The organism is Peribacillus sp. Hz7 (genome assembly GCF_042136355.1).
Taxonomy (GTDB): Bacteria; Bacillota; Bacilli; order Bacillales; family DSM-1321; genus Peribacillus; species Peribacillus asahii_A.
Window position 1 is genome coordinate 1 of sequence record NZ_JBHHJV010000033.1, and the last position, 18,270, is coordinate 18,270.

Below are 18,270 nucleotides of genomic sequence, written 5' to 3' on the forward strand. Positions count from 1 at the left end.
TCAGGGAGCAAGCTCCCATTGATTCGCTCGACTTGCATGTATTAGGCACGCCGCCAGCGTTCGTCCTGAGCCAGGATCAAACTCTCCGATAGAATTTGACTTGCTCATGTTGCACTTTTTTATCGTGTGTGCTCACTTAAAAATTAACGTTGGCGTTTCTGTTTTGTTTAGTTTTCAAAGAACTACGTCTTAACGACGGAATATTATCATAACATAATTTATTTATGTTAGTCAATAATTTTTTTGAAGTTTTTTATCACATGAATGATGGAAAGCACCCTTCATGTTCATTAATTTCATTATAATTTCACCAACAGACCAGCGTATACTTCGCTAGACTTGTTCGGTGGATTTATAATGTTACTATTTTAGTATAAGTAAGTCAACACTTTTTTAAAAATAATTTTAATGTTCATTCACTTACTTAAAACCCACCAATAAAGAATTCATCTATTCAACCAGATTCCCTTAGTGGGAATTACAATATTACTATTTTGATATAAATAAGTCAACACCTTTTTCAAAAATAAAAACGATATATTTTCAACTAATACAAAGGGGGTTAAATTAAAGAACCTTGCTGTATACATCCTTACTAAAAAGAGCAAGATAAAAGAAAGCTTTTATCTTACTGTAATAAAAATTAATATACCGTGATTATGACAACACAAGATTACATTGATACTAACAGCCTTTAATAACAGTGCTATAAGGATAAAACAATGAATTTGAACAGGAAATTAATTACCAGTTCATATTATTTTCAAAAAGCTTTGAACAACTTGTGTCAGATATTGATTCTTTATTGATGACTTCAACAGACGGATGTATGATTGCCTCAACAAATAACATTACTGGAGATGACCATAATGAATGCTCAAATCGAATATTTCGTTGAACAAATAGAAGCTACTCTTATGTCAGACATCTTTACAGATAATAAACTAGACTTGTACGATATTGCTACGGATTTGATGGATCACAATGACGGTAAAATGTTTGCAGATATTTGTCAGGCGTATGAAGTAGTAAAACATCATTTGCTTGGTTAAATCCCGACCACTTCCATGGTTGCAGCCAATGGGGTTCTTTCTCACAAACATCTCACTTAACAACTTCTATTTTTTATATTAAAGAAAAGAAGCTACTCAAAAAACACATTTTGTGCCTTTTGGGTAGCTTCTTTTTCACAACTCCAACCTCAAAACAACCTCATCCATCTGCTCCTACGTAATCCCTACAGAGAGAACAGCTTCATCGAGGATGTCATGCCGGCTAATCGATCTCCTGTTTCCTTTCTGGCGGCTCATCATGGCGTGCAGCTGGCCGCCCCGTTTCTAAATAACGTTCTATTAACCGGCATGTTTTTTATTAAGGGCACTGATTCGTAGTCCATTATTGATTCCTAGCACAAACAAAAGCTCATTTCTCAACGTGGATGCACGTAAAATCTTCTTAATCACCTCGATTTTCTCTCTATTTTTAATAGGCTGGACCGTTTGCATAAATATGACACTTCCTAAATCAGACAGCGAATACGTCAGATTTCTCTTAAAAAGGACTGTTGAAAAAAGGACCGATAAACCCCTGCCGGAACAGGATCGAAAACGAATGAAAAATCTTACATAACTAGCTTGTGTCAGATTTTTATAATTGAGAGAAATTTTTTTATAGCTACTCGCTTGTTGCCAGAAATCCCCCCTAAATTAAGTTATTATTAACGGTGTCGATTATCGCAAAAGAATATAGTAAGGTGAACGGCAATTATTTTAAAAAGAAAAATACTGGCTACAATTCTTAGTAGTTTGCTACTTGCACTCATTTTCCCCTTACCTTTCGATTCCGATTTATTGGGTTAAGTTGCTGTTCAATTTACGAGCACATGACTCGCTAATGATTACTACAGATCCTGCCGCACTATCGCTTGCCTACCGCTGCTCGCTCCGAGACTGTGCCCTCCAACAAAGGGCAAGTAATGATTCCTTAATAGATTTTCTTTTACATCTTTCCAAAAGCGAGGCAAGCAGGCTATCGCCCATAATATAAGGGCGAGGACCATGAGACACTTTATAATTGCTTTAAAAAACGGTATAAATGTGAACGATGCACCCCAAATAAATCGGCTAATTCTTTACGTGTAGTATTAGGATGTCGTTCAATAGCCTGTTTAAGCTACCATTAAAGAAAGGTCATTTTGACAATCTTTCTCTCAATAAATCCTTGTTAACCTTCAAACTCTCCCCTATAGTTTAGTAAGCCAAACTATTTTCATGATAGACGGAGGTTATTTCATTTGGATAAAGAAGCAAGCGCAATAAAAAAAGAAAAAAAATCAATCTTTTATAAAATAGGAATTGGTCTTATTATCATCTCTCTTCTCTCTTGGCTAATTCCTATAATCGTTCCTTTTACGCCCCTTTCAACTAAACTAAAGGCTGGAATCATTACGGGTGGTCTCATATTTGCAGAAGTAATGTTTTGGGGAGGCGCTTTATTAGTTGGAAAAGAAGTAGCTGCAAAATTTAAAAGTTATTTAAACCCAAGAAATTGGAAGAAGTGAATTACCTCATTTACACAATAAGCGATTGCTCTTATTGAGCAATCGCTTATTGTGCCACTCCGTTACTCTCAAGATAGGATCTTAATTGTTCATTCGTCCATGCCTTCTTAGTAATTTTCGGCAGGATAAGATTCGCTGCTTTGTTTTTTTGTTTTTTGAGAATTTTTACGATTGACCAAATAGATACTAAGTAAAATAAGAACCAATCCTCCAAGAATAGAGAAGGTAAAAGGTTCACCTAAGAATAGTGTCCCGATTCCTACAGCAATAAGTGGTACGAGGAACGTAAACGATGCCACTTTACTAGACTCACCAGAACTCATAAGCTTAAAATAAACGGCAGTCGTTACTCCTAACGCTATAACACCTCCATATAGTACACATAAAATAGCAGGAAGACCCCATTTAATAGCTGATACATCTTCCATACCGATCCCAGCACCGGTTAAGAAAAGTCCCCCAAGTATATTTTGCAGGACAACCACCCATAAGCCATGCACCTGTGTACTTGTTTTTTTCACATAGACAACGCCAGTAGCCCAGCTAATTCCTGTAACTAATGCTAATAGGATACCAATCGGGGAGATTGTGCCGGATATTCCATCAAGGCTCACGACCACAACTCCAAGAAAGCCGATAACTATCCCCACTACTTTTATAATCGACATTGATTCTTTGAGCCACATCCAGGAAAGCAGTACAACAAGAACAGGTTGCATAAAGACGATGACTGAAAATAATCCTGATGGCAAATACTGCAATCCAATTTGTTGAACTCCAACGAAAAGAATTGTATTGAAAAAGGCCGCAATCAAATAAATAGGCCCATTTTTCTTCCATTCAATTTTTCTCCATTGCGGAAGAAGGAAAAGGACAAATAGAATTCCTCCAATTAATGTACGCATTCCTGCATATAACATCGGCGGCATATATTCAAGTCCAATTTTATTAATGGGCCAACTGAAGCTCCATGTAAGAATAACGAAAGCAATGCCCATCGCCGCCTTTGGTTTAGATAAATTCCCCATAGTTATGTAATCCCCCAATTTCTCGCTATCTTCACACAGGATTTTAGTTTTTTTGATTTCTATATACATCATTAATCAAGACCATAAAATTCGAATAACCATGTTAAGCCGCCCCTAAAAAGGAAAGCGGCTCTTTTTATTGACTATTAATCAGTAAAATAAAATCATAGGATGGGGAAATGCTAGTAAAAGAATGGCTTCATACAATTATTCAAGTTCTCTTTCTTCAAAATTGTAATCGACTTCTTTTGGTGCAACTTTAGCCTTTTCTAATGCTGGAGTATCAGGGCGAGCAACTTGATATACAGCAGCACCGACAATATTAGATACTTCCTTTAGCTTATCTAAACTAATTTTGTCTAAAGTATCGTTTGGCGAATGATACCATGGTTCTACCGGCGCATGGATAAACAATGCAGCAGGAAGTCCTATTTCCGAAAATGGAACGTGATCACTTCGCCCTTCCCAACCATAAGGAGTTGCTTCTCCCGTCTCAGATAAACGAGCTCCTGCTGATGCTCCTAGATCCGTCACAATATTTTTCTCACCATCGGCCGTGTACATAATTAATGGTCCGGCATCCTTACTTCCGACCATATCCATTTGGAACATTCCAACTGTGCGCTCATGGTCCTCCTCGGTCATTCTTTCTACAAATTCATACGAACCCAATAACCCGTTTTCTTCAGCTCCAAAGGTAACAAAACGAATATCGGTATCGGTTGGAGCATTAGCAAATACACGTGCCAACTCAAGCACAGTAGCTGTCCCCGAAGCATCATCATTTGCTCCCGGCGCTCCCTCTACAGAATCATGATGCGCACCAACAAGAACCAACTGATTCGTTGATTTTTGAGTCGCTTCTTTTGTTGCTACTACATTATGAGAAGTTGCCTTGTTTGTGTTAGCTCCCTCTACTTTCAAGTTGGCAGTTACCGTTTCGCCCTTATCCAGACGTTCCTTTAAAGCTAACCCTTGAGCTTGAGTGATGGCTAGAGATGGAACATAACGATCATTGGGTTCACCAAGTGTTCCATTAATTACGCCATCCGTATTATTATAAATAATGACAGCAGAAGCTCCTGCCCCCTCAGCGTTCAGGATTTTTTCTGCGAAGCTATAGTTACCACGTTGGACTAGAGCAATCTTCCCTTCTACATCTTTCTCCTTAAAATCATCTGGTCCTCCTAACCCAACATAAACCAGCTCATTAGTTACCTCCCCATTTACCCCATAAGTAAAGCCGTTTGGGCCAGATTCGAAGGTCATACCATCGACACTTAATTCAATTAAACTAGGTTCTGTGTAACTATAAATATCAAATGCTTGCAATTCCGTTTTATATCCATAAGACTCAAATTGGTCCTTTATGTAGTCCACCGCTGCTTTCTCACCTTCTGTTCCAGCCACACGTGGACTCTTTGAGAGCTCAGCAATATGATTATAAATATTTTCCACTTTAATCCGTTTGACAATCTTGTTGTCAAACGCTTGATCGGATTGCAGGTTTGCTTTCGGCGCTGCCCATACAGCCGTTGTCCCAAAGAAAAGGCTAACCGCAAGTAAAATTGATAAAGATGTTTTTCTTATCAATATGGCCACTCTCCTATTTTCCATTTTTAGGTAATATACCATTTACATAAAAATACTAAATATGTTTTGATAGTTTGTCCAACTATACTATTCGTAAAATTTAGACATTTATCGTGACATCTATCCAATCTACTCGGATTGCAGCTGAAGTAAAATAGCAGTTATTGAACTATACTGCTTACGTACATTTCTTCACAATCTTCTCTATTATTCTTCTTCAAGCCTGTATATCCAGCTCAAAAAACAAAATCTATTAACGTATTTAATTAATCGCGAAAATTATAGGATGCTGTAGATTTTTATCAAGTTTTTTATGTAGTGAATATATTGCTATTGTGTTACCTTATAAATAAAGTTCCTAGAGAATAAAGGTGAATTGATATGGAAAAGAAAACGGCGAATATCAATGTAAAAGTAACCGGAACCCTGCGAAAAAGGCTCGATCAGGCCCTTGCACATGAAGGGTTAACTATCTCTCAATTTGTTGTAAAAGTGGTCTCCGACTTTTGCGAAAAAGTAGAAGAAAAACAAATGAAGATGGCTGAGCTGCAGGGAAATGAAAAGGAGAGATGAAGAATGACCGCCAAAATTATTACGTTTGGGATTTCAAAAGGTGGATGCAGCAAAACTACCACAGCAGGAGTAGTTGCACATTTATTAAGTAAATCTCAAAAAGTTCTTGTTGTAGACATGGATTCTCAAGGAAATATCAGTTCGTTGCTTACAGGGGTTCTAGACATTTGCAACGTTTTTGAAGAAAAGACTATTTTAGAAGCCATTCTTGAAAAAGACGTTCGTCCATACATAATACCCGTTACAGACTTCTTGCACGTTGTTCCATCGAACGATTTCCTAGCGCAGCTTTCCGTTCACTTACGAAGTGGAAACTATTCGGGGAATCCCTATCTGGCCCTGAAAGAAGCCCTTTCTCCGATTATGGAGGAATATGATTATATTATTCTAGATACACCTCCAGCACTTGGTGATCAAACGATTAACGCTGTAGCGTGTTCAGATTATGCCGTTATTTTATTTGATGGAAGCCAATTCTGCTATTACGCCATTCAAAAGTTCATAGAAATCTGTGAAGCTGCTAGAGATAATTTAGGTTCAACTGTCGAAATAGCTGGGATTTTATTTTCAATCGTTGATCCACGAACAAGTGACACAAAGGCCATGATGGAAATTATTGATGAAGAATATCCGAATCTTAGATTCTCTAATCTTATTAAAAGAAAAGCGACTACAAAAAGACTTGCGATTTATGGTTTTGAAGACAACAGCGAACTCAAAGACGCTATCGAACCATATAAACCATTTATGAAGGAGTTGTTAGAACGTGTCCAAAACTAATAACTTAAAAGCCCGAATTCAAGGAAAGAAAACACCTGCAGAAGCCTTTATTGAAGCAGGATTACTGAATCAGCAAGCTGTTAACAACGACGAAAACGTCGATGTAAATGGAGATGTCAACGTCGATAAAGATGTAACCATCAACGATAACATAGACAGAAACAATGATGTCACTAAATTTGACTTAAATGCTTTGCGTCAAAAAGTAAAACAGCAGACATCAAGGGAAAAAAAGACTCGATTTGAAGATAGACATAGAAAACTCACTGTATGGGTTGAAAACGAAGCATTCGAGGCCCTACAACTTCTTGCTGCAAACAAGAAAGGTGAGAAAACTAGAATTGTCACAGAAGCCCTCATGAAGTATGCAAGTGAATATCTGAAGGAGTAAAAACAAACACCGACGTCTACATCGATGAAGACGCCGGTGTTTTTCTTTCCTCGTAATGAAGTTGTACAAACTCACCGTAACAAATAAGGATAGCAATGCTAACGAATAAAGGTGAATTGATATGGAAAAGAAAACAACGAGTATACAATCTATGCGATTTCACACAGATGAAAGTCATGCAACCGACGATAACAACATCGACAAAAACGTCGATGTAAATATCTATGTAGATGTCGATATTGATATAACCATCAACGCAGTTTACTAAAAATGAGTCCATAAACGGAGAGGGGGAGCGTGAATTTAATCTGCTCTTTTATATTCCATTTCAATAGCTTTATCTGGAGTAGAGTCAGGAAAACGCGGATTTACAACACTAAGAAAGTTTCACCCCATAAAAAAAGTCGATTTCCTGTAGTATGGTTGAAGAAGAACAGCCTATTTGCTATGAAGAAATGCTGTTCTTCTTATGTTGTATAAAACAGAAAATAGTACAAATTTATTTTACATAATGTTTTTTAAAATCTGGGTGAATAGAAAATTTATGGCGTAAATTCACGAGATTCTCCCCAAAACTTTCCTCTAAAAGTTCTCTGTGTTTCTCCATAATTTCCATAAGATACAAATCATGAATCATGACTTCTGTAATTGGCATTACTAAACCTACATGCCTTGTCCATGCTGCACGGCTATCTTTACCCAGCGAGACAATACCTGCTACTACTTCTGAATCATCTCCACTAATAACAAGCCATCGTCCACCATACTCCGCTGTAATTTCATGACCCATATAATGGAGATAAACATTTGCAAAATCAGAGAAGATTTCCCCATAAGCAATAATCGTTACATTAACCCCTCTTTTTGCTGCCAGTCTTAGTTCAGACTCCAATTCTTCGAATTCTTCTTTCCAAACCTCTAAGAGAATTCTTTTTTTAGCAGATAATATACAAGCTTTTATCTTTTCGAGTATTTCATTGCGTCCCGTGATATTCCAGATATTTTCACGGTCATTTGCAGAACGTTCAAACTCTTCTAATGATTTTTCTGCCAATTCAAAGTTTTCTTCCGCCTTCATTCGGCGGCTTTTAATTAGCTCCTTTGCAGGAATAGGCGTATATTGTGGCGTGTTTCCAGGACTAACCAGAATATCTCCTCGCATGGCGAGACTGTCCAGAACTTCATAAATTCTTGAACGTGGTACACCGGAATTTTTTGCTACTGCATAGCCGGTTAATGGCGATTCTTCCAACAAAGTAAGATATGCTTTTGCTTCATATTCGGTAAAATTTAGATTTTTTAATATTTCTAAAATGTTTTCTTTCATAAGCCCTCCAACATAATATTAGTCGCTACCTTAGTAACTAATATTTTATCAAAATCTGTTGATTATTTCCAAATGATTCTGATATACTCACATAAGTAGTTACTTTGGTAGTCACTATTAGAAAAGGAAAGGAGAAACAACATGGATAGCTTACTAACATACATTTCAATTGCTGCAATGATGGTTGTTATACCAGGAGTAGATACTATGCTCCTAGTGAAAAATACGCTCAGCTATGGTCCAAAAGCTGGACGTTATACGGTTCTCGGAATGGCAACGGGACTTTCTTTTTGGACGCTTATTGCTATTCTTGGGTTATCGGTTGTCATTGCAAAGTCTGTAATTCTTTTTAGTACAATCAAATATTTGGGAGCTGCTTACTTAATTTATTTGGGTATAAAAAGTTTTTTTGCTAAAAGTGCGTTTTCTTTAGAGGAAATTCAAGCACAAGCGAATGTACCTACCAATTCTTCAAGTCGGCATAATAAAGAGTGCTTTATGCAAGCATTACTTAGTAATGTTCTTAATCCAAAGACTGTTTTGGTTTATATAACTGTCATGCCTCAATTTATCGATTTGAACGAAAATGTAAATCAGCAATTGATTGTGCTAGCATCAATCCTTACTTTACTCGCTGTATTGTGGTTTCTAACCCTTGTTTATGTAATTGATTACGCAAAAAAATGGTTGAATAACTCCAAATTCCAGAAAGTATTCCAAAAATCAACCGGCTTAATTTTAGTAGGTTTTGGCATAAAGACAGGAATTTAAATTAATTTCCTAACACATAATTTGATTCTCTCCGTTCAGAAAAGTGAACGGTTTTTTCTATTTAGCATCTTTTGTTTCTAACGTTCAAATAACATCCTTGTTCAATTAACCTGTCCGTTCGTTCAACAAGAAAATCAACATTGTTCTTTAACAGAACCAAGAATAAAAGTGAATTGATATGGAAGAGAAAACAACGACTATAAAATCTATGCAACTTCACACAGATGAAAGTCATGTAACCGACGACAAAAACATCGATGTAAATGTCTACGTAGATGTCGATGCTGATATAAACATCAACGTAGTTTACTAAAAATGATTCCATAAACGGCGGGGTAGAGTAAGGAAAATGCGGATTGACAACGCCAAGAAAGTTTCACCCCATAAAAACTTGACCTTTAAGTAATGCGTTCATAATTCAGGAAAATCTGAAGGGATTTTTACCACGTAGAATAATATTGATATGCAAAAAAACATTGGATGCAATAAACCCCAGTATCATAGAGTATGGGATTAAAAACCATGGGAACCCATCTAAAAAAAGCAGAAAAGACACCGCACTACCTACAAGTACACCGAATAATGAATAAACAAAAAATCTTCCTTTATAATTCTTAACTATATATGTATCTATGATTAGAGAGATCGGTATACCAATAAATATATATATCACTGATAAATAAATAAGTCCGAAAAAGAAATTTTCATAGAAAGAGTTATATGTAAAACAAGAATAAAGGAAACTAAACGTAATGGTAGATAATATAGCAGTTATAAACCTGTTTATAAAAAGAGACAAAACTCTACTCCTTTCCAGTTTTAAAGTTCTTAAAAATAAGCGTATTATGTATAAAATATATCATATTCATACACGTCCTTGTTCCACTAACTGCCCTATTAGTAAAGATGAAAGTCATGTAACCAACGATAACAACATCGTCAAAAACATCGATGTAAATATCTATGTAGATGTCGATATTGACGTAAACATCAACGTATTTTGCTAAAAATGATTCCATAAATGAAGGGGCGAGTAAATGTAATCTACTCTTTTATATTCCATTCCAATAGCCTTCTCTAATGATTGTTTGAAATTCGAACTTTACTTAATCATCATGGAGAAGAAGATTACTGAAACGTAAACATCGATATCGACGTCGATGTAGATATAAACATCTATAATGACATAGACATAAACGATGATATAGAAATAATCGCAGAAGAAAACAATATAAAAAGAGCACGCGCATCCTTTGATCTACCAAAAGAACTAAAGATACAAGCACTCGTCCCCCAAAAAGCTTGCAAGAATTATCTTTTGGGAAAAGTCGATTTAACTTTTTAGCAAATAAATAAGCGTATTCGAGAACAATCTCGAATACGCTTATTTTTTTAAATGTTGAATAAGTGCTTACGATTTAAAAACAGGAACCTTTTTCAGAACAACACCAACCGGAATCGCTATACAAATTCCGACAACAATCTGAGTTAGGTTTCCTGGAATAGAGGCCAATGGTGCAATCCAACTACCGTATAGAACCCCTTCACAAACGTAATAACCTGCTAACATCACAGGAACTGACAGGATAGTACCTAGTAGATTAAAAGCAACACTTGTACCATTGCGGCCATTTGACCAAGCAATTTTTCCAACTATATATCCTTGTAAGCCCCGAACCACAAAGGTAAAAGGCGCCCACAATGTCCAACCAGAAACTAAGTCGAATAACCCCATCCCAATAGCACCAGCCATAGCTCCTTTTTTAGGACCAAACAAGATGGAAGCGATAAACAGCATAGCTGTTCCAAGATGAACCAAACCGCCATTTGCCGCAATCGGTAATCGGATGTTTAAAAAGAATGTAGCCACGAATACGAGTGCAATTAACATGGCTGTTAGAATCAAATCAAAAGTTTGTGTGCGCGATCTTGATTGTGTTTTTTGCATAGTCATAAATCTTCCTTACTTTTTTGAATTTACTGATAACCTTAGCAAAAGACTGACGTTTTTAAAAGTATCACTTTTCAACAAAACGTAGGGGTCAGTTTGTAGAAAAACCGGGGATCCAAGTGTTGAACTATGATAGGATAAAGCTAATTTTAAAAGATTTGAGTCTAGTTAAAGGACAGCACTAGATCTGAAACAGAATAAATCATACAAGAAGACAGAAAATTAAAAATCTCCTGTTGTTCCCATATCCTAACAATATTATAATGACAAGAGCAAACTTATTGAAAAATACGGACGCAAAGCTACGGGTCTAAATTTGTAAAAGGCTGCTTCTCTTAGAAGATGGCTTTTTTATATTGACAATTTAATGAATAACAATAAATGGAGAATGTAAATGAATATCAATTATATTGCCAACCTATTAAGAAATCATAAAGATATAGAATTCACAAAAAAAATAATTGATAGCGTAAGTGCATCCATTTGGTACAGGGATTTAGAGGAAGGTTCTCTTTGGGTTTCAAGTGAGAATGCCAAACTATATGGGTATACACAAGAGGATTTTGAAAACAATTCTGAGTTATGGAAAGATTTTGTTTTTCCAGAAGACATGGATATAGTTCAAAATCACATAAAAACGTTATTATCGGGCAGACCGTCTGATATTGAATATAGAATTATTCGTTCCGATGGAGCTATGAGGTGGATCCAAGAGAACACCCATATTACGAAAAATGATCAAGGAAAGGTCATTTTAATTACAGGAATCGTTTTTGATATTACCGACCGGAAAATGACAACGATACATTTAGCGGAAAGCGAGGAACGGTATCGCCATCTGATTGAGCTGTCACCCCACGCTATTTTTGTGCATCAGGAAGAAAGATTTGTCTACGCGAACCCGGAGGCACTAAAGATGCTGGGGGTAAATCATGAGAATGAGCTTTTGGGTAAAAAAATTCAAAAAATCATGGTGCCTGAAGACATAGATAGATTGCAAGATCGCCTAAAAAGGCTATTAAGGGGAGAAACTCTTCCTTTTTGTGAATATAAACTAAAAAGGTTAGATGATAGAGTAATAGATGTAGATTGTAATTCGGTGAGGATACCGTTTAACGGAAAACCAGCTGTTATGGTAATCGGGAAAGATATTACGGAGAAGAAGAAACTCTACAATCAACTAAAAGATAACAAACAACGATATGAATCACTCATTGAGTTTAATGCAAATAGTGTCTACTCATTAGATGTAAACGGGTATTTTACCGACTGTAACCATATTCTCGAACAAATGTCTGGCTACAGCACAGAAGAGATTTTAAAGATGCGTCTTCTGGACATGGTCAAACCTGAAGAAAAAGAACAGGTAAAAAAACGGTTCGATTTAGTAAAAAAAGGGACTCCTCAAAATTTTAGAACTACAGCTTATCACAAAAATGGTTCTCTCATTTATTTAAACACCTCCATTGTCCCTATTATAGTAAACGGACAATTTGATGGTGCATACGGTATATCACAAGACATAACGAAACAAGTAGCAACAGAAAAACAAAATGAATACATGGCCTTCCATGATTATTTAACCGGTTTACCTAACCGAAATATGTTATATTCACGTCTTTCAAATGAGTTAACCGCTGCTGCTGAAAGGAAACAAAGCCTAGCTATATTAATGATTGATCTTGACCGTTTTAAAGTCATCAACGATACATTTGGACATAACATGGGTGATCTTCTATTGAAAGAAGTGACGAAACGTTTGAAGTCATCTGTATATGGCAACGACCTCATTTTCCACCAAAGCGGGGATGAATTTATCATTGTTTTAGCAGATGCCGACAGAACAGTTGCTTCAAAGGTTGGCCAACGAATTCTTGATGTTCTTGCTGATCCGTATAAGATAAAAAGCTATGATATGTTCACGTCTTCGAGCATAGGGATTAGTCTATTTCCTGAGGACGGAAATACCGTCGAGACATTGATTAAACATGCGGATTTTGCCATGTATCAAGCAAAAAAAGCAGGTAAAAACAATTATAAGTTTTACTTTTCAAATGAGCATGAATTCAAGCCATTGCAAATCGAAGTCGATCTGTATAAAGCGATAGAACGTGATGAGCTGCTGTTACATTATCAACCAAAACTTAATCTGAGAACGGGTAACATTGTTGGCGTAGAGGCTTTAATTCGTTGGAATCACCCGAAGTGGGGAGTGATATCACCGGCAACTTTTATTCCTATTGCCGAAGAAACTGGATTAATTATCTCTATCGGAGAATGGGCTCTCTATACTGCATGCAAACAACATAAAGCATGGCAGGAAAAAGGGTTCTCACCGTTGATGGCTATTAATTTATCAGCTAAGCAATTCGCTCAATCTAATCTCGTTAACACAATTACCACTATTTTGAAAGAGACAGGGCTTGAACCTCAGTATTTGGAACTTGAAATTACCGAAACTATGGCCACGGGCATTGAACATACCATTTCAACCTTGCAGCAGCTTAAGAGTCTGGGTGTTCATATCAGTATTGACGACTTTGGAATGGGATTCAGTTCTTTAAACTATTTAAAACAATTCCCTGTCGATACATTAAAAATTGACCAATCCTTTGTCCAAGAACTTTATAACAACCCAAACGATGAAACGATTGTAAAAACCATCATTGCGATGGCCCATAACTTGAACTTAAATGTGGTAGCAGAAGGAATTGAAACGAAGGAACAGCTTGTATTTCTACAGCAGCATCTATGTGATGAAGGACAAGGATACCTCTTTAGTCAGCCACTGCCTGCACATGAACTAGAGAACATACTCCAACAAGTCCAACAACCCATAAAAGAATATGGAATTTCTCAAGATATGAACGAGCAAATATGGGAAGAAGAACTATTACAAATAGCAAAAAAAGAACTACAAGATACCGTTCGTTTACAGCAGGGAATGATTTTGAAGTTTAAAAAAATCAATAATCAATTTATTCATACACTGTGTGATGGAGAATTATTGTACCGAATAGGATTAATCCCCTTTCAAGTGGTCGGAAAAGCTTTGCATGATTTTCTGCCTATTGAGCTCGCAGCAAAAAGGATACACTATTACCAGAGAGCATGGGAAGGAGAAGACCTTGTTACGTATGAGGGCATGATGAATGGCATTCATTATCTTGCTAGTTTGCGCCCTATTAAACGAGGGGGAGAAGTGGTAGAGGTCATTAGTTCATTTGTTGATATAACAGCACGCAAAAAAGCCGAGGAAGCTTTACAAAAAAGTGAATACAAATATCGTCTTATTGCAGAAAACATGACCGACTTAATTTGTTTGTTCAATAGGGACGGACAAATTTGGTATGCATCCCCATCACACGAAACCGTACTTGGTTTTCCACAAGAAGAATTTGCAGGAAATAAAATCCTGGATAAAATCCATCCAGAAGACGCTGCGCTTGTAAGAATGAAATTTGACGAGATTATTAAAAGGAAGTCTCCTGCCCAGGTAGAATTTCGCTTCTTACACGCTAATGGGAATTGGATATTAATTGAGTGTGTAGGTACGCCTGTTATTGGGGAAAACGGTAAAATGGAGCACATGATTGTGGTAGGAAGAGATATCACAGAAAAAAGACATGCAGAAGAACGGCTATCAAAGTCAGAGAAATTAACCGTAGTAGGGGAACTCGCGGCAGGTTTCGCCCATGAAGTAAGAAACCCTCTTACCTCTATAAAAGGACTTATTCAGCTAATACAGCAAGGAATCATCAAACAGGAATTCTTTGAGGTTATTTTGGATGAATTTAATCGTGTTGAGGAGATTATTAAAGAGTTTCTTAACCTAGCTAAACCACAAGAGATTCAATTAAAGAAGAGTGATCCAAAGAAAGTACTAAAAGATGTTACAACACTGCTGGAACCAGAGGCCCATTTACAAAATGTGCAAATATATCAACAGATTGAACCAAATATTCCACCTATTATATGCGATCCAAACCAACTAAAACAAGTGTTTATTAATCTCATTAAAAATAGTATTGAAGCCATGCCTAACGGGGGTTCTATGAATATCCAAACCATTAAAGAGGGACCAAATGTATTAATAAGCATCATTGATAATGGAGTTGGGATTAATGAAGAACGTCTCAGAAAATTAGGAGAACCTTTTTTCAGCAACAAAGAGAAGGGAACGGGATTGGGCTTAATGTTATGCTTCAGGATTATCAATCAACATAAAGGCTCTATCACATTCAAAAGTAAAGAAAATCAGGGCACAACGGTTGAAGTGAGGCTGCCTCTTTCTTAAAGAAATAATAATCATGATCCAAAGAAAAAATGAAGAATGGTGAAAATACGAGCATCTGCTTAAACACTGGCAGATGCTCTTTCAACAAATGGAGGAACGGTAGATTTATCATAAATTGATAATGATCCTGTCAGAAATGTATATGTAAATATAGATATCAACATCGATATCGACGTCGATGTTGATATAAACGTCAATAATAACATAGACGTGGTTATAGATAATAGCAGAGACCGCGTTTGTCCTCTGCTATTACGACCTCCTGCTGGCTCTTCCGTTTCCTTTTGATCCGGCATCCCAGGGCTCATGTGAGGCAAGGAGCGATGGCCATATTCACTGTCACTGTCAATCTCAACAAATCATGACCATCTTGAAGGAAAAGGAGTAAAAAAGAATAGAGAAAAAGCGTAATTTTTTCAGTGCCTCCCTAAGCCAACTGTCTTTTTTTTATTTTGTTAAGTTTACGAAAACCGCAGGCAAAATAAAAGCCCAGAAAATACGTATACTAGACAAACGTCTATCCCTTTTTAAATATGGACACATACACTACTTTTGAAACAATGTGAGGGGGAGACGAAAAATGGATAGACAATTCTTTGGCATGGGGTACGGAATGTATCCAGGTTACGGTATGGGATATGGAGGTTATCCTGGTTATGGGATGGGATTTGGAGGGTATCCTAGCTATGGCATGGGCTATGGCGGTTATCATGGATATGGTGGCTATCCTTTCCACCACCATCATGGATTCCATCATCATCACCACGGATTCCATCACGGGTGCGGTTGTTAACAAATTGGTATTTTACTTTAATAAGATACATGAAAAGTCGATTTTAGGATCGACTTTTTTTAATGTGTAAAAAAGTGTGTCACTCACTCATCTCTGACATAACATGAAGTAACCCATCTAAGTACCTCCTTAACACAAATAAGGAGTGATTGTATGTCTGGATTTGCTTGTGGTAGCGGAGGTTTCGCCTTTATAGTTGTGTTGTTTATCCTCTTAATCATCGTTGGAGCAAGTTTCTGCGGTGGAGGAGTCTGGTAAACATAAAAAGCCGACCTTATTGGGTCGGTTTTTTCATGCGTTACTTGAGAACTTTTCTTAGCTTTATTTTCAAACCTGAGAGGAGTCCCCGTTAAAAACGTGTAACCTCTCAGATAAGGCACCAAATAACTTATAGATAATTTTTTAAACGGAAATACCGTGGAAGTCCCCCCAGCTTTCTTGTCTAGCAAACTGAGGATAGGCGGATATAAAGTTAATAATGATTGGAGCTTGATCTAGATTAGGGTATGCGTCGAATAAAAACCTATCGCCATATCGAATAGCTGTTAACGCAAGGGGTAATTCACGTCTAAATATTTCATTACGTTTGGCTGATACACTTTGGTTATATTGTCCTTGATCGATATATACATAAACACAATAATATAAGGAACTACCATTTGATTTCCATTCACTTAATACTTCATCTCTCAGAGGATTGATTTTATCCCAGGCATAATGAGTTCCAATTGTTAAAAATAGATCGCCCGTTAAATCAGAGTGAGTTAGTGTGTAACGTCTTGGAAAAACAGGCTCTGTAGCGGTAACACCATCCACGTATCCCACAAAAAGTTTTTCTGGATTGACATTGCTCAAGCAATCAACTCCAATTTTTTCTATCACTATATTAATTTTCATTTTAGTATGTGTTAAACAAGGCTTCGTTGCCCCTTACCTCATTTAATAAATTTTATAATTGAAGTTACTCTCTTACTACAAGAACTATACAGCTAGAACTATGAAGCTTAAAACTGTTTGATCGATAAAACCCCATACATTCATACCAAAGTTAATTATCAATAGGATAAATCCTAACGAAATAAAAATGGACTGAACGATAAAACTGTTCAGTCCATAAATATTTATCTTACTCTATTTAAGTGCCCTATAATGGAAGATTGTACAACAATAATTTTAACTAAATAGTTGTATATGAATTTATACAAAATACTCCTTACTAAATATTTGCCTTGCCTTCGCTTTTATCCAGCTGAGCATTTACCGGTTGTATTTTATCCGCAGGCTTTTTCGACCAATAAGTGGCAATAATCGGACCGGAAATATTATGCCAAACAGCACCAAGAACACTAGGTAAAGCAGCTAATGGTCCAAAGTGTGCAGTGGCTAATGCTACTCCTAAACCTGAGTTTTGCATGCCGACTTCAATAGCAATAGCTCTTCGATTACTTTCATCAAGCCCTAATGCAAGAGCTGTAAAATAACCAAGCAGCAGTCCAAACGCATTGTGAAGCATTACAGCTATAAATACAAGGAATCCAGCTGTAGCGAGGCTATGTGCATTCCCCGCGACAACAGCAGATACAATTATAATGATTGCCACAACTGATATTAAAGGGATAACAGTAATACTTTTTTCAACAACTCTCGGAAGAAATTTTCTAATAAAAATACCCAAGATGATTGGAAGAATAATTACTTGAATGATTGAAAGAAACATAGCCTTCGGATCTACAGGCATCCATTTACCTGCAAGTAAAAGTAATAATGATGGTGTTGCAATCGGTGCCAATAGCGTCGAAAAAGACGTCATTGTGATTGATAAAGGTACATTTCCTTTAGCAAGATACACCATGACATTTGAAGCAGTCCCCCCTGGTACACAACCGAGAAGGACAAGCCCTGCAGCCAATTCCGCCGGCAAGTTCATGATATAGGCAATCAAGTAGGCTGAAAGCGGCATGATAATAAATTGAGCACAAACCCCAATAATGACTGGAATTGGGTTCGTTAAGATTAGTTTAAAATCAACCGCTTTCAACGTCAGCCCCATACCAAACATAACAATGCCTAGTAAAATAGTAATATATCCACCAAATACTAAAAAGGGAGTCGGAGCTATAAAGGCAATAACGGCAATACAGATAACCCATACAGCAAAATATTTTCCAGCTATCGTACTTATGGCTTCTAAAACTTTCATACAATG

General features: G+C 36.7%; 16 protein-coding genes, 1 rRNA gene and 1 riboswitch. Of the genes, 9 read left to right on the forward strand and 8 right to left on the reverse strand.

Annotated elements, in window-relative coordinates; translation table 11 throughout:
- Window positions 1-92: ribosomal RNA gene (locus tag ACE199_RS21925) — 16S ribosomal RNA — on the reverse strand; the annotation flags it as partial.
- Between the two features lie 777 nt (window positions 93-869).
- On the opposite strand from ACE199_RS21925, the gene ACE199_RS21930 reads away from it, so the two are divergent.
- A complete protein-coding gene (locus ACE199_RS21930) occupies window positions 870-1,052 on the forward strand; it encodes a hypothetical protein (RefSeq protein ID WP_375351647.1) in 183 nt (60 codons plus the stop codon).
- Between the two features lie 300 nt (window positions 1,053-1,352).
- Here ACE199_RS21930 and ACE199_RS21935 read toward each other — a convergent pair whose 3' ends face one another.
- Complete coding sequence (locus ACE199_RS21935) at window positions 1,353-1,505, reverse strand: site-specific integrase (protein WP_375351648.1); 153 nt, start codon at window positions 1,503-1,505, stop codon at window positions 1,353-1,355.
- A gap of 788 nt (window positions 1,506-2,293) precedes the next feature.
- Here ACE199_RS21935 and ACE199_RS21940 point away from each other — a divergent pair.
- Window positions 2,294-2,560, forward strand: coding sequence for a transporter suffix domain-containing protein (locus tag ACE199_RS21940; protein ID WP_375351649.1), 267 nt, complete (start codon window positions 2,294-2,296; stop codon window positions 2,558-2,560).
- Between the two features lie 107 nt (window positions 2,561-2,667).
- Here ACE199_RS21940 and ACE199_RS21945 read toward each other — a convergent pair whose 3' ends face one another.
- Both ACE199_RS21945 and ACE199_RS21950 read right to left on the reverse strand, forming a co-directional pair.
- A complete protein-coding gene (locus ACE199_RS21945) occupies window positions 2,668-3,588 on the reverse strand; it encodes a DMT family transporter (protein ID WP_375351650.1) in 921 nt (306 codons plus the stop codon).
- 207 nt (window positions 3,589-3,795) lie between these two features.
- Complete coding sequence (locus ACE199_RS21950) at window positions 3,796-5,178, reverse strand: M28 family peptidase (protein ID WP_375351668.1); 1,383 nt, start codon at window positions 5,176-5,178, stop codon at window positions 3,796-3,798.
- Between the two features lie 384 nt (window positions 5,179-5,562).
- On the opposite strand from ACE199_RS21950, the gene ACE199_RS21955 reads away from it, so the two are divergent.
- Genes ACE199_RS21955 through ACE199_RS21965 form a run of 3 tightly spaced genes read left to right on the forward strand, consistent with a single transcriptional unit; the run spans window position 5,563 to window position 6,925 of the window.
- Window positions 5,563-5,754, forward strand: coding sequence for a type II toxin -antitoxin system TacA 1-like antitoxin (locus ACE199_RS21955; RefSeq protein WP_252283637.1), 192 nt, complete (start codon window positions 5,563-5,565; stop codon window positions 5,752-5,754).
- 3 nt (window positions 5,755-5,757) lie between these two features.
- The gene (locus tag ACE199_RS21960; RefSeq protein WP_375351651.1) at window positions 5,758-6,534 is read left to right on the forward strand and encodes a ParA family protein; all 777 of its coding nucleotides are present in this window, start codon (window positions 5,758-5,760) and stop codon (window positions 6,532-6,534) included.
- Entirely contained in the window at window positions 6,521-6,925 is a 405-nt protein-coding gene (locus ACE199_RS21965; protein ID WP_375351652.1) for a hypothetical protein, read from the forward strand. The genes ACE199_RS21960 and ACE199_RS21965 overlap by 14 nt, the downstream gene beginning before the upstream one ends.
- Before the next feature lie 499 nt (window positions 6,926-7,424).
- On the opposite strand, the gene ACE199_RS21970 is transcribed toward ACE199_RS21965, so the two are convergent.
- Window positions 7,425-8,252 carry a TrmB family transcriptional regulator gene (locus ACE199_RS21970; RefSeq protein WP_375351653.1) on the reverse strand — a complete coding sequence of 276 codons (828 nt, stop codon included), beginning with the start codon at window positions 8,250-8,252 and terminating at the stop codon, window positions 7,425-7,427.
- A 141-nt stretch (window positions 8,253-8,393) separates the two neighbouring features.
- Here ACE199_RS21970 and ACE199_RS21975 point away from each other — a divergent pair, with 141 nt between their 5' ends.
- A complete protein-coding gene (locus ACE199_RS21975) occupies window positions 8,394-9,023 on the forward strand; it encodes a homoserine/threonine efflux transporter (protein ID WP_375351654.1) in 630 nt (209 codons plus the stop codon).
- Between the two features lie 1,411 nt (window positions 9,024-10,434).
- Here the strand turns inward: ACE199_RS21975 and ACE199_RS21980 are convergent.
- On the reverse strand, window positions 10,435-10,971 hold the full coding sequence (locus ACE199_RS21980; protein WP_375351655.1) for an ECF transporter S component: 537 nt from the start codon (window positions 10,969-10,971) through the stop codon (window positions 10,435-10,437).
- Window positions 10,972-11,235: 264 nt separating this feature from the next.
- Window positions 11,236-11,328: riboswitch (cyclic di-GMP riboswitch) on the forward strand.
- Between the two features lie 40 nt (window positions 11,329-11,368).
- Between ACE199_RS21980 and ACE199_RS21985 the strand changes: the two genes are divergently transcribed.
- From ACE199_RS21985 to ACE199_RS21995, 3 genes are all read left to right on the forward strand, one after another.
- The gene (locus tag ACE199_RS21985) at window positions 11,369-15,271 is read left to right on the forward strand and encodes a PAS domain S-box protein (RefSeq protein ID WP_375351656.1); all 3,903 of its coding nucleotides are present in this window, start codon (window positions 11,369-11,371) and stop codon (window positions 15,269-15,271) included.
- 580 nt (window positions 15,272-15,851) lie between these two features.
- Window positions 15,852-16,064, forward strand: coding sequence for a hypothetical protein (locus ACE199_RS21990; protein ID WP_375351657.1), 213 nt, complete (start codon window positions 15,852-15,854; stop codon window positions 16,062-16,064).
- A 153-nt stretch (window positions 16,065-16,217) separates the two neighbouring features.
- The gene (locus tag ACE199_RS21995; protein WP_252283630.1) at window positions 16,218-16,322 is read left to right on the forward strand and encodes a YjcZ family sporulation protein; all 105 of its coding nucleotides are present in this window, start codon (window positions 16,218-16,220) and stop codon (window positions 16,320-16,322) included.
- 144 nt (window positions 16,323-16,466) lie between these two features.
- Here the strand turns inward: ACE199_RS21995 and ACE199_RS22000 are convergent, their stop codons facing one another.
- Together ACE199_RS22000 and ACE199_RS22005 are read right to left on the reverse strand one after the other, a co-directional pair.
- Window positions 16,467-16,919 carry a staygreen family protein gene (locus ACE199_RS22000; protein ID WP_375351658.1) on the reverse strand — a complete coding sequence of 151 codons (453 nt, stop codon included), beginning with the start codon at window positions 16,917-16,919 and terminating at the stop codon, window positions 16,467-16,469.
- A gap of 361 nt (window positions 16,920-17,280) precedes the next feature.
- Window positions 17,281-18,264, reverse strand: a complete 984-nt coding sequence (locus tag ACE199_RS22005) for a bile acid:sodium symporter family protein (protein ID WP_375351659.1) — start codon at window positions 18,262-18,264, stop codon at window positions 17,281-17,283.
- Between the last annotated feature and the right edge of the window lie 6 nt (window positions 18,265-18,270).